Below are 12,983 nucleotides of genomic sequence, written 5' to 3' on the forward strand. Positions count from 1 at the left end.
CGCGGTGCACGACGCGGATCACGACGCGGCGCCGATCACCGCGAGCACCTGCCCGGGCGCGACCTGCTCGCCGGGCCGGATGTGGACGTCGAGCACGCGCCCCGCGACCGGCGCGCCGACGACGGACTCCATCTTCATGGCCTCCACCGCGAGCACCGCGTCGCCGACGCCGAGGAGATCGCCCGGGCGCACGTCCACCCGCCAGACGGTGGAGGTGAACGGCGCCGTCACGGCCGTCGCGCCGGGCGGGATCGGCACGGTCGCGGCCTCGACGACGGGCGGCTCGTCGCGCACGTCGAACTCGCCCGACAGACGCCAGCGCGCCTTCTCCTCCTCGAACGCGCGCGTCTGCGTGTCGCGGAAGTCGCGGATCGACGCGTCGTTCGCGGCCAGGAACGCGTGGTGGTCGGCGATGGAGAACTCGCCGTCCTCCGTCTCGTAGCGCCCGCGGCCGGCGTCCGTCTCGGCGCGCAGCTCCAGCAGCTCCTCGGCGCCGACCGGGTACCACTCGATGCGGTCGAAGAACCGCAGCGCCCACGGGTCCTCCTGGAAGAGCCCGCCACGGCGGAAGCGGTTCCAGATCTGCACCGTGCGGCCCACGAACTGGTACCCGCCCGGCCCCTCCATCCCGTAGATGCAGAGGTACGCGCCGCCGATGCCGACCGAGTTCTCGGCTGTCCACGTGCGCGCCGGGTTGTACTTCGTGGTCACCAGGCGGTGGCGCGGATCCAGCGGCGTGGCCACGGGCGCGCCGAGGTACACGTCGCCGAGGCCGAGCACGAGGTAGCTCGCGTCGAAGACCGTGCGGAAGACGTCGTCGACCGAGTCGAGGCCGTTGATGCGGCGGATGAACTCGATGTTCCACGGCGTCCAGGGCGCGTCGTCGCGGACGCCCGCCATGTAGCGCTCGATGGCGAGGCGCGTCGCCGGGTCGTCCCAGGAGAGCGGCAGCCGCACCTTCCGCGACGGCACCACGAGCTGCCCGGTGGGCGGGATCTCGTCCTCCAGCTCCTGCAGCAGCCGCGTGACGGCCGTGGCCTTGAGCACGCGCGCGTCCGTGCGGACCTGGAGCGAGCGGATCCCGGGCGTCACCTCGAGCACGCCCGGCGGCATGTGCTCCTGCAGCCGGGTCATGAGCGCGTGCACGCGCATGCGCAGCGCGATGTCGAGGGTCATGTCGCCGTACTCGACGAGCACGTTGTCGTCGCCGTCGCGGCGGTAGGCGACGCCGGGACGCGCGTCGGTGGGCTCGAGCCGGCCGATCACGCCGTCGTCGCCGTCGCCGCCCGCGCGGATCACCTGGAGCGAGGCGCGGGAGTCCACGAGCGACGCGGCGGCCGCCTCCGTCACGGGCACGAACCGCACGGTGTCGCCGGGCCGCAGCTGGCCGAGCTTCCACAGCTCGCCGCTCGCGACCACTGCCGGGCACACGAAGCCACCGAGGGACGGGCCGTCGGGTCCGAGGATGATCGGGGTGTCGCCCGTGAAGTCGATCGCGCCCACCGCGTACGGGGTGTCGTGGATGTTCGACGGGTGCAGCCCCGCCTCGCCGCCGTCCTCGCGCGCCCAGCCGGGCCGCGGGCCGATGAGCCGGATGCCGGTGCGCGCCGAGTTGTGGTGCACGCCGTAGTCGGTGGCGTAGAGCACGTCGATGTCGGCGCGCGTGAAGAAGTCGGGCGCCGCGTGCGGGCCCTCGGTGACGCCGATCTCCCACGCCGAGGTGAGGGCGGGCCGGCGGTGCGCGGGCGTCGGGCCGCCGATGATCCCGAGGCGCGCGCCCGCGGGGAACGCGGGGTGGTCGGCGTCGGAGTCGGGGGATCCGGGCCGCAGCACGTCGCCCGCGAGCAGCGCCCGGCCCGCGTGCCCGCCGAAGCGGCCGAGCGTGAAGGTGGACGCGGATCCGAGGTACGCGGGCACGTCGATCCCGCCGCGCACGGCCAGGAACAGGCGGAGCCCCGGCCCGTCGGCGCGACCGATCGCGAGGGTCTGCCCGGCGGCGACCTCGAGCGGCTCCCACATCGCGGCGGGCTCGCCGTCGACCGTGACGGGGGCGGGCGCGCCCGTCACGGCGACCACGGACGCGGTCGAGAAGCGCAACACGGGTCCGTCGGCCGTGATCTCGAGGCCGGGCGCGCCCTCCGGGTTGCCCACCGCGAGGTTCGCCTCCGCGAGCGACACCGGGTCGAACGGGCCGCTCGGCGGCACGCCCACCTGCCAGTACCCGAGCCGGCCGGGCAGGTCTTGCACGGTGGTCATGGTGCCGGGGGAGAGGACGTCGATCCGCGGCGCCGGGTCGTCCGTCTCGTCGAGCGTCGACGTGGAGTGCGTGGCCGTGCGCAGCTCGATGTCGTCGGTGAGCGCCCGCAGCAGGCCGATGTTCGTGACGATGCCGTCGATCCGCGAGCCGTCGAGCGCCTCGCCGAGGAGGTCGAGCGCGTCGTCGCGGGTCTCGCCCGTGGCGATGACCTTGGCGAGCAGCGGGTCGTAGGAGGCGGAGACCTCGAGGCCGGTCTCGATCCAGCCGTCGACGCGGATCCCGGGCCCGGCCGGCAGCACGGCCTGCGTCACGAGGCCGCTCGACGGCAGGGATCCCTTCGCCGGGTCCTCCGCGTAGACGCGGGCCTCGACGGCGTGGCCCTCCGGGATCCACTCGCGCGTGAAGAGGTCGTCGGGCAGCCCCGCAGCGCCGTCGCGCGCGAGCCGCAGCATGAGCTCCACGAGGTCGACGCCGTGCACCTCCTCGGTGACGGGGTGCTCGACCTGCAGGCGCGTGTTCACCTCGAGGAACGCGGCCTCCTCGCGCACCGGGTCGTAGACGAACTCGACCGTGCCGGCGCTGCGGTACGAGACCGACTCCGCGAGCGCGCGGGCCGAGTCGTGCAGCTGCGCGCGCACCCGGGCGGGCAGCGCGGGCGCCGGCGCCTCCTCGATGACCTTCTGGTTGCGGCGCTGGAGCGAGCAGTCGCGGTCGCCGATCACGGCCACGCGGCCCTGGCCGTCGCCCACGAGCTGCACCTCGACGTGCCGGGCCGGGCGCACGAGGCGCTCGAGGAAGATGCCGGTGGATCCGAACGCAGACTCCGCGAGCCGCGTCACCCTCCCGAACGCCTCCCGCACCTCGGCGGGCGTCGCGCACGCCTGCATGCCGATCCCGCCCCCGCCGCCCGTGGCCTTGAGCATCACGGGCAGGCCGATGCGCTCGGCCTCGGCGACGGCCTCGTCGGCGTCGGCGAGGAGGCCCGTCCCGGCGAGCAGGGGCACGCCGGCCGCCTCGGCCAGCTCGCGCGCGGTGTGCTTCGCGCCGAAGGCGAGGATCTGGTCGGCGGTCGGCCCGACGAACCGGATCCCCGCCTCCTCGCACGCCGACGCGAATTCGAGGTTCTCGCTGAGGAAGCCGTAGCCGGGGTGGATGAGGCCGGCGCCCGTCGAGCGGGCCGCCTCGATGATCGCGTCGATGCGCAGGTACGACTCGCGCGGCGCCGCCGGGCCGAGCCGCACGGCCTCGTCGGCCTCGCGGACGTGCGGCGCCGCGCGGTCGGCGTCGGAGAAGACCGCGACCGTGCGCATCCCCATGGCCTTGGCGGTGCGGATCACGCGGCACGCGATCTCGCCGCGGTTCGCGACGAGGACGGTGTCGAGGTCGAGCGCGCGGCGCTCGCCGGCTGCGCCGCTCACGAGCGCGCTCACGGCTGCACCACGATCATCCGCAGCGGCGTGCAGCTGAAGTCGTTGCACGGGTTGTTCATCTGCGGGCAGTTGGAGACGATCACCAGCACGTCGCGTTCGGCGCGCAGGGCGACCCGCTTCCCGGGCGCGCTGAGCCCGTCGACGATCCCGAGGGATCCGTCCTCCTCCACCGGCACGTTCATGAACCAGTTGATGTTCGACACGATGTCGCGCGCGCCCAGCCCGTGCCGCGACGCCTCGGTCAGGAAGTTCTCGCGGCAGCCGTGCTGGTACGCGGTGTGGTGGCCGTAGCGGAGCGTGTTCGACTCCTTCGAGCACGCGCCGCCGAGGGTGTCCTGCCGGTCGATCTCGTTGCCCACCACGGTCATCAGCGCCCGGCCCTCGCTCGACATGAGCACGGATCCGGTGCCGAGGTACGCGTTGCCCTGCGCCACGATCGTGTCGGGAACGCTGTACCGCTCCTCCGGGTCGTCGGCGTCGTAGACCAGGCAGTCGGCGGACTGGTTGCCGCCCACGTCGACGATCGTGAGCACCTCGCCGGCGCGCACCACGGCGGACCAGGGCGCGAGCGGCGCCACGCGGTCGTCGCGCACGACGGCGCCCTCGACGAGCGACGCGCCCCAGTCGAGCACGGCGTCGGGCGCGTGGACGGCGCCGGTCGGGACGGGGGATGCCACGGTGGGGGTCATCGGGTTCCTCTCGCTTCGCAGTGGTCGATCGAGTTCAGGTAGGCGCGCGTGAGCTCGGGGGTCGCGTGGAAGCGCGCGTCGTCCGGGCCCGTGGGGGAGCCGCGCCAGGCGTGGATCCGCAGCGGGCCGACGACGTGGTCGGGCCGCTGGTCCAGCGGGTGCGGCACGTTCGCGAGCAGCACGATCAGCGGCATCTCGGCCACGAGCGTGACGTGCGTGCCCGGCCCGGCGGATCCGGTGGGCCGCAGCGCGCCGTCCTCCTCCACGCGCACGCCCTGGAAGAGGGAGACGCCGGGTGGCAGGTCGCGTCGCGTGAGGCCGTGCTTCGCGGCGGCCTTCACGAGCAGCGACCGGCCGCTGGGCGTGGGGCCCTCGGGCGCGGATCCGCCGTAGCGCCGGTCGTTGAGCGCGTCGGTGGAGGTGCCGCAGAGCGCGTCGTGGTGGCCCGAGGTGTCCTCGACGATGCTCGCGAGGATCCGGCCGTCCCCGCTCAGCAGCGGGGAGCCCTCGCCGAGGTACGCCTGCCACGGGATCTTGACGGTGTCGGCGACGTTCAGCCGCTCCCACGGTGCCTCCGCGTCGTAGAGCACGAGGTGCGCGCACGCGTCGCCCGTGGGGTCGTCGAGGCGGAGGCGGGATCCGCGCGCCAGCACCCGGTGCGCGTACCCGCCGGGCGCCACGGTCTCGGCCCAGGTGAGCTCGTCCGCGGCGACGCCCTCCGGCCGGTGCGGCGAGGAGGACGCGGGCACGTACGGCATCCAGTCGCTGCGGCGGTCGGCCTGCGCGCGGGCGTCCGCGCGGGAGGCGGTGACGCTGTCGGTCGTGCGCAGGTCCCTCATCGGATGGCCGCCCCCGCCGGCTCGACCACCGGGATCGTGGCCGTTGTCGGCACCTCCGTGAGCTGGATGGGCCCGTCGGAGCGGTGCCGCCACGCGTGGTAGCCCCAGCCCACGAGCAGGGTCGCGCCGATGAAGAGGAGCGCGCTGTACTGCAGCCACCACGACTCGCCCGTGAGGTCGTAGATCTCGGGGCGCGGCCAGATCAGGTTCACCGCCATCGCCGCCTGGAAGAGCACCGCGACGGCGTTGATCGGGATCCCCCAGCGGCCGAGCGTGAACAGCGGCTTGCCGTCCTCGTCGACGCCGCCGGCCGGGAAGCGCCCGCGGATCCGGGCGACGAGCAGCGGGCCGGTGACGCCGAGGTAGGCGAGGTACAGCATCGCGATGCAGAGGCTCGACAGCGCCGTGAAGATCGCCGACTGCCCGGCGTTGACCGCGAGGGCGAGCACCGCGCCGACGCCGACCACGACGGAGGTGAGCACGGGCGTGCCCGTGCGAGGCGACACCTTGGCGAGCTGGCGGTGGAACGGCAGCGCCTTCTCGCGGGCCATCGAGTAGATCATGCGGGTGCCCGAGGTCTGCACGGCGAGCGTGCACGCGAACACCGCCACCGCGACCGCGCAGAGCAGCAGGCGGCCGCCCACCTCGCCGGCGACCGAGGTGATCACCCAGGCGAGGCCCTGCGTGGCGAGGTTCCCGTCGGTGAGGCTGGGCGCCGCGACGAGCGCGCCCACGATGAGGAGCGCCCCGCCCAGCCCGGAGACCGTGAGCGCCCGGATGATCGTGCGCGGCGTCGTCTTCCGCGGGCTGTGGGTCTCCTCGGCGAGCTCGCCCGCGGAGTCGAAGCCGACCATCACGTAGGCGGCCATGAGGGAGGAGGCGAGGAACGCCCACACGTACGGCTCCTGGCTCGCGGATCCCGCGGTCGTGAAGACCACCTCGGGTCCGCGCTTGGGCAGCAGGAACAGCACGGCGACGAGCGCGACGACGCCGACCATCTCGATGGCGACGCCCGCCGTCGTCACGCGCGCCATGAGCCGCACGCTCAGGATGTTCACGACCGTCGTGATCGCCAGCATGATGATCCCGAGCAGCACCGCGTTCGCGGAGCCCGTGGGGGAGGCGACGGACGGATCCGCGTCCGGCCCGCCCACGATCTGGAACCCGGCCCAGATGGACGGCAGGACGGCCTGCACCGCGATGGCCGCGACGGCGACCGTGAGGATCTGGCCGACGATCATGGTCCAGCCGGTGAACCAGCCGAACGTGGTGCCAGCGAGCCGGCTCGACCACTGGAAGATCGCTCCCGAGATCGGCCACGACGCCGCGAGCTGCGCGAAGTTCAGCGCCACGAGCAGCTGGCCCACGAACACGATCGGCCAGGCCCAGAAGAAGGCGGCGCCGCCCAGCCCGAAGCCGAGGCCGAAGAGCTGGAACACGGTCGTCAGGATCGAGACGAAGGAGAACCCGGCCGCGAAGGAGGAGAAGGGGCCGACGCCGCGGTGGAGCTCCTGGGCGTAGCCGGGCGGGATGACGGGAGCGGGGGCCGTGGTGGGTGCCGCGGCCGGCGAGGGGAGGTTCGGGGTGCTCAATGTTCTGGCCTCTCACGAGGGCGCGGTGGAGCAGGTGCGCCGGAGATCCGGTTGCCCGGTCGGAGTATCTATCGAGCGATAGGTATTTCCGTCCAGTGTGGTTCTGCCCGGTATCGCCGCCGTTTCCCTCGTGTTACCGGCGTGTATCTTCTCCGGCGCGACGGATCCGGTCGCGGTCGCCGGCCGCCGGCACGCGCGGAGGGGCCGGCAGCTGATGGCTGCCGGCCCCTCGATCTCAGTCCTCGCGCGTGGGTGTCACGCGGCTGCCGCCCGCGCCGGCGCCGGCGCGAGCAGTCCGAGGAACGCGAGGTCGTCCGCCACCTTGGCGATGAGCGCGCGGTCGAGCGACGGGATGTCCGGCGACCCGAGCGGGCGCACCGCCCTTACGGCCTCGGCGAACGCGTCCGCCGGGATCGCCGAGCCGGCGTGCGGCTCCTCGGGCGCGGCGAACGCGTGCATCAGCGGCAGGACGGACCGGGCGCGATCGGCGTCCGGGAGCGATCCCAGCGCCGCGCGGAACCGGTCGACCCACTCCGCGTGGTCCTCCACGCGCTCGATGTCGTGGCCGTCCTCGCGGAGCCAGTCCACGAAGGTGTCGAGCGAGACGCCGTCGTCGTGCGGGTTCACGACGTTGAAGGTGCGGTGCCCCTCGGTGAGCGCCGCGCCGATCCCGTCGATCGCCGCCGCCGTGAAGTCGGCAGGCAGACCGTCGTAGTGGGACCGCTGCGGCTCGCCGTCGGGGCCGCGTCGCACGAACGAGGCCGGCGCGAGGCCGGTGGTGAGGACGCTCCAGATCAGCCGGGTGAAGACGTCGGGGAGGTTCACCTGGCCGCGCCAGCGGGGGTGCGCCAGGATCATGTCGGACCGGAACACGGCCACGGGGACGCCGTGGTGCTCGTGGGCCTCGCGGAGCAGCACCTCGCTCGCCCACTTGCTCGCGCCGTACCCGTTGGCGTACTCGTCGCCGACGGCCCACTCGGGGATCATGGCGCGGATGTCGGCGTGCTCGTCGAGCGCGGCGGGCGCCGACGGTTCCGCGTCGGCGGCCGCGCCCGGCTGCGCGCCGCCCGCGACGGCGACGCTCGAGACGAAGGTGACGGGCACGCTGCCGGCGGCGATCGCCAGGCGGATCGCCTCGGCGGTGCCGACGACGTTCGGGCCGAACAGCGCCTGGTAGGGGAGGACGTGGTTCACGAGGGCAGCCGCGTGCGCGACGAGGTCGACCCGGGCGGCCAGGTCGATCCACCGCTCGTCGTCGAGGCCGAGGCGGTGCTCGCTGACGTCGCCGGCCAGCACCTCGAGCGAGCCCGACAGCTCGGCGAAGCGCCGGGCGAACGCGGGATCCGCGGCGAACGCGGCCTCGAGGCGGCGCCGGGCGTCGGCGTCGTCGGCGCCGCGCACGACGCACACCAGCGTGCCGCCCTCCGGGGCGAGGCGCTCGAGCCAGTCGATGGCCATGAAGCGGCCGAGGTAGCCGTTCGCGCCGGTGAGCAGGACTGTCCGGGATCCCGGGCGGGCGGCCGAGGCGCGGGGGACCGGCGCCGGGATGCCGCCGAGCATCCGGTCGAGGCGGAGGTCGCTGACGCGGAGGGTGGATGCGCCCGCGCCGTGCACGCGGGTCACGGTCGGCCGGTCGTCGGAGGCGGAGCGCTCCACGAACGCGGCGACGGCCGCGAGGTCGTTGGTCGGGTCGGTGAGGACGCCGACGGGCACCTCGGTGCCGAAGACGTCCTCGAGGATCCCGGAGAACGTCAGCGCGGACAGCGAGTCCCCGCCGAGGTCCTGGAACCGGGCCGCGGCGGCGGTTGCGGGAGACACCTCGGCGCCGAGGAGCTGGAGGGCGGCGCGCACCACCGTGTCGACCGTCGGCTCGTCGGCGGCGCGCTCGCGGAGGGCGGCCACCAGGGTGCCGCTCTGCTGCTCCTCGAGCGCGTCGTAGAGGGCGGCGAAGCGCTCGCCGTACCGCTGCGTGAGGCGCAGGCGCAGGAGCTTCCCGGCGTCGGAGAGCATGCCGCCGTCGACCGTGAACGGCTCGGGTTCGACGATCACGCCGCGGGGCACCTCGTAGGGGGCGAGGCCGTGCTCGCGGGCGGTGCGCTGGAGGGCCGCGAGGATGTCGCGCTCCGATGCCCCGGCCTCTGCCGGGACGACGACCGCGACGAGGAACGCGTGCCGGCTGTCGCCGTGCACGGCGATCTGGTGCACCTCGGGCGTCCCGCCGTAGGTCGCCTCGAGGGACGCAACCGCGACGAACTCGCCCTGCGACAGCTTGATCACGTTGTTCCGACGGTCGACGTACTCGTAGGTGCCGGGTCCGGTCTGCGCCATGACGTCGCCGGTCCGGTAGAAGCCGTCCTCGTCGAACACCGCGGCGGTGACGTCCGGCCGGCGGAAGTACCCGGCGATCACGGACGCGCTCTTGACGAGCAGCTCGCCCCGCGGGTGGGGCAGATCGGTGGTGCGGTACCCGAGCTCGGGCACGTCGACGAGCTTGTGCTCGGTGACGGGAGGCTGCTGGATCACCCCGTCGTGGAGGATGCCGCCGGCCTCGGTCGACCCGTACAGGTCGTGCAGCGTCAGCCCGAGGCATCCCTCGATGTAGGTGCGGAGCTCGGGCGTCAGCGGGGCGCTGGTGCAGATCGCCCGGCGGATCCGGCCGCCGAACGCGCGGACGCGCAGGTCGGCCTGGACCTCGGCGCGGACCGCGTCCGGGTCCGCGCCGCCGGCGGCGAGCCGGCGCTGCTCCTCGCGGTCGCCCTCCTGCCGGACCATCTCCGCGACGCGCGGCACGAAGACGAACTCGGTCGGGGCGAAGGTCCGCAGGTCGTCGAAGAGCGTCGACAGGTCGGTCGAGGTCGCGAGCGCGACCGTGCCGCCGCGGCCGAGCGTGGCGAGGAGGGAGGAGCGGCCGGTGAGGTGGCTCATCGGGAGGTACGCGTACCCGACGATGGCGTCGGCTGCGTCATCGGATCCGTCGTGCGCGGGCGTGGATGCGTCCGGGCCCATGGCCGGGTAGGTCCGCATGGCGTGCCACATCCGCTCGACCATGGAGCGCGTGTACATCGCGCCCTTCGGCGTCCCGGTGCTGCCCGACGTGTAGAGCAGGAGCGCGAGCGGGTCGTCGCCGGGTGCGGGGTGCCACGGGCTCGCTCCCGGCAGGCCGGCGCCTCGGGCGACGAGCGCGTCGAGCGTCAGGGCGGTGCCGGTGCCGGTGCCGGTGTCGAGCAGCATCGTCCGGATGCCGTCGCCCGATGCCTCGGCGACCGCCCGGGCCGTCGCGGCCTGCTCGGCGGTGGCCGCGATCCACACCGGCGTCGTCTCCTCGACGATCCGCTGCAGGGTCCCGACGGGCGCGCTCGCCTGGAGGGGCACGCTCACCGCGCCGAGGATCCACGCGGCGAGGTCAAGGGTGACGGCGTCCGCGGTCGCGGTGCCGAGCACCGCGATGCGATCGCCGGCCGACACGGTCTCGCCGAGCGCCGCGGCCAGCGCGCTCGCCCGGTCCCACAGCTCCCCGAAGCTCATGTCCGTGACCTCCGGCCCGGAACGCTGCCGCAGCGCCGTCCGCTCGGCGTGCTGCGCGAAGATCGCCTCGATCGAGGTGTCGTCGTGCTGGCTCCCCATGTGCGCAGTCCTCATGTCTCCGGTCCCCATGTGCTCGGTCCCCATGTGCTCGGTCCCCATGTGCTCAGTCCCCAATGTGTCGGTCCTCTCGTCGTTCGTCCCGGCGCGCCCCTGCGCGCCGGCTTCAGTGCTCGTCGAGCGCGATGCCCGCCAGCGCCAGCCCCCCGGCCACCGCCCACCGGCCGGTGCCGGTGAACGCCGGACCCCGGCGTGCGCGGACGGCGAATGAGCCGTCCGCGTGGAGCGCGATGTCCGCGCCGTCGATGCCGTGCCAGCCGCCGTGCGCCGAGGTCCGCGCCTTCGCGACGGCCTCGGCCGCGGCGAAGAGCACGCTGTCGGGACTCGCGACCCCGGCTGCCCGGAGCGCGTCGAGGCCCGCGGCGACGGGTGGGCTGCCGAGATCCGCCACGCGCGCCAGCACGCCTCCCGGGAGGGGACGTGTGGGTGTCGCGTCGATGCCGATCCCGGCGTGCTCGTCGCGTCGTCCGACGGCGCACGCGCGGAGCCCGGCGCAGTGGGTGATGCTGCCGACGACCCCGGCCGGCCACATGGGAGCTCCGCTCCGCGCGACCGGGATCGGTCCGGGTCGGATGCCCAGGGCCGCGAGCGCCTGCCGCGCGAGCACGCGACCGGTCACGAACTCCGCGCGGCGGCCCGGGAGCGCGGTCGCGACGGCGTCGCCCTCGTCGCCGGCCAGGCCTCCGTCCACGTCGTGGTCGGCTGCCGCGACGACCACGGAATCCGGGAGGAGTCGCCCCCAGGGGTTCCGCGGTAGTAGTTGCACTGACACAACTAAACCCCCGCTTCCTCCATGGTTCCCGGGTCACGTGCGGCGCACTACACTCCGCCGCCGGGTGCTCAGGGCGCGCGATGCCGCCGGTGGGCCGCGTTAGCGCCGCGAGCTACGGGCAGCTTTCGCAGGGGGCGGGTAACGCGTCCCGGGGCGCGTCCTCTCGGGTTCGGCGGTCGCGTCAGGCGGTGAAGGTCGGTCGCGTCAGGCGCCGACGGGCGGCAGCTCCGCCACGGCGACGCGGTCGCCCGCGGCGTCGCGGATCTCGACGGACGCGGCATCCTGGCGCAGCACGTCGGCGTTGAGGCGGCAGTCGATGCGCACGGCGGATCCGAGCATCGTGCCGGAGGAGTGCTCCCCGCCCGCGGCGTCGACGACGACCACGGAGTAGCTGTCGCCGACCGTCAGGCCGTCGACCGTGAGCAGCGTCTCCGTGCCCCAGGTGTGCGCGACCACCTCGCCCGTGACGTCGACGCCCGCGGGCGCGCCCGCGAAGGACACGCCCTCGACGGCACCGAGCGTGCCGGCCGGGCCGGACGCGACGTCGGCGCGCGGGGTCGCCAGGAACGCGCCTCCTGCGGCGCCGACGGCGAGGCAGGCTGCCGCGCCCGCGATGAGGAGGGCTGTCCGGCGGGTGCGCGATCCGCGGCGCGCGCGGTGCGCGTCGAGGTCGGCGGGCCCATCCGCGGTCGCGCGGCCGGCAGATGCCGACGCCGACGCGCGCTCGTCCGACCTCGCGACCGCGGACCCGCGCTCGTCCTCCGCCTCGCCGCTCCCGTCCGCGATCAGGCCGATCCGGCGAGCCAGCTCGTCGCTCGGCTCCGCCACCTGCCACGCACCGAGCCCGCCGAGCGCCGCCGGCAGCCCGCCGAGCAGCGCGAGCTCCTCGTCGATCGTCGGGTCGGCCGCGCGCAGCGCATCCAGCTCCGCGGACTCGGCGGGGGAGAGGTCGTCGGCGAGGGCCGCCGCGATGAGCTCGCCGCGGCGGTCGTCGGGCTCGAGACCGTGCGGATCGGGGGTGCGGTCGTCGGTCATGCGGGATCCACTTCGTCGAGATGCGTGCGGAGGGCGCGGAGCGCGTGGAAGACGCGCGTGCGCAGGGTGGCGACGGGCACACCCGTGGCCGTGGAGAGCTCCTGGTAGCTGAGCCCGGTGAGATGCACCGCGACGACGGCCTCGCGGTGGGCGTCGCTGAGCCGGGCGAGGCCCTCGACGATGCCGAGCCGGTCGAGCGGATCCGCCTCCCGCGTCGCCTGCTCGGGCGCCTCGTCCTCGGCCACGATGCGCGGCGTGCGGGCCCGGGCGCGGTGCACGTCGAGGATCACCCGCCGCTCGATCGCGAACAACCAGGTGCGCGCGCTGCCGCGCTCGCCGTCGAAGGAGTCGCGGGCGCGCCAGGCGCGGAGGAACGTCTCCTGCACGCAGTCCTCGGCGAGCTGGCGGTCCTGCAGGGCGTTGACCGCGAACCCGAGCAGAGCACCGCCGTGCTCCGCGAACGCCTCGCGCACGTCGAACCCGGGCGGGGACGCGCTCATCGTGCTCCGCTCGGGTGCAGGGGCCGGACGCGTCAGGACGAGCGCCATCGTGATCCCCTCAGCCTAGGCGGCGGGTGCGCGCCCTCACCGGGGGATACGTCGGCGGGGGGCCCGGCGTTCATCCGTCGGGTGGGGAGGGACCGCGGATCGCCGCGACACGCCTCCCGGACGAATTTCCGCGACCGATGAACGCCTGCCGCCCGCCGTGCGTATGCCCTGTCAGAAGC

Annotated in this window: 8 protein-coding genes; all 8 read right to left on the reverse strand. The window is 74.5% G+C overall.

All coding sequences use genetic code 11. From position 1 onward, the window contains the following. Positions 1-18: 18 nt before the first annotated feature. Positions 19-3,687, reverse strand: coding sequence for an urea carboxylase (gene uca, locus KYT88_RS00235; protein WP_200871129.1), 3,669 nt, complete (start codon positions 3,685-3,687; stop codon positions 19-21). After that, positions 3,684-4,376 (reverse strand): urea amidolyase associated protein UAAP2, encoded by a 693-nt coding sequence (locus tag KYT88_RS00240; RefSeq protein ID WP_051629199.1) that lies wholly within the window; start codon positions 4,374-4,376, stop codon positions 3,684-3,686. Before KYT88_RS00240 ends, uca begins: the two co-directional genes overlap by 4 nt. After that, on the reverse strand, positions 4,373-5,215 hold the full coding sequence (locus tag KYT88_RS00245; protein ID WP_043583580.1) for an urea amidolyase associated protein UAAP1: 843 nt from the start codon (positions 5,213-5,215) through the stop codon (positions 4,373-4,375). The genes KYT88_RS00240 and KYT88_RS00245 overlap by 4 nt, the downstream gene beginning before the upstream one ends. After that, positions 5,212-6,807, reverse strand: coding sequence for an APC family permease (locus tag KYT88_RS00250; protein ID WP_043583578.1), 1,596 nt, complete (start codon positions 6,805-6,807; stop codon positions 5,212-5,214). The genes KYT88_RS00245 and KYT88_RS00250 overlap by 4 nt, the downstream gene beginning before the upstream one ends. Positions 6,808-7,062: 255 nt before the next feature. Beyond that, positions 7,063-10,431, reverse strand: coding sequence for a thioester reductase domain-containing protein (locus KYT88_RS00255; RefSeq protein WP_237583710.1), 3,369 nt, complete (start codon positions 10,429-10,431; stop codon positions 7,063-7,065). 124 nt (positions 10,432-10,555) lie between these two features. Next, positions 10,556-11,167: a 4'-phosphopantetheinyl transferase family protein gene (locus KYT88_RS00260; protein WP_237583711.1), complete on the reverse strand. Its 612-nt coding sequence runs from the start codon at positions 11,165-11,167 to the stop codon at positions 10,556-10,558. Positions 11,168-11,425: 258 nt separating this feature from the next. Beyond that, positions 11,426-12,256, reverse strand: coding sequence for a hypothetical protein (locus KYT88_RS00265; protein WP_051629197.1), 831 nt, complete (start codon positions 12,254-12,256; stop codon positions 11,426-11,428). After that, positions 12,253-12,804: an RNA polymerase sigma factor gene (locus KYT88_RS00270; protein ID WP_043583575.1), complete on the reverse strand. Its 552-nt coding sequence runs from the start codon at positions 12,802-12,804 to the stop codon at positions 12,253-12,255. The genes KYT88_RS00265 and KYT88_RS00270 overlap by 4 nt, the downstream gene beginning before the upstream one ends. Positions 12,805-12,983: the final 179 nt, after the last annotated feature.

The sequence above is a fragment of the Clavibacter sp. A6099 genome (assembly GCF_021919125.1).
In the GTDB taxonomy this organism is placed as follows: domain Bacteria; phylum Actinomycetota; class Actinomycetes; order Actinomycetales; family Microbacteriaceae; genus Clavibacter; species Clavibacter seminis.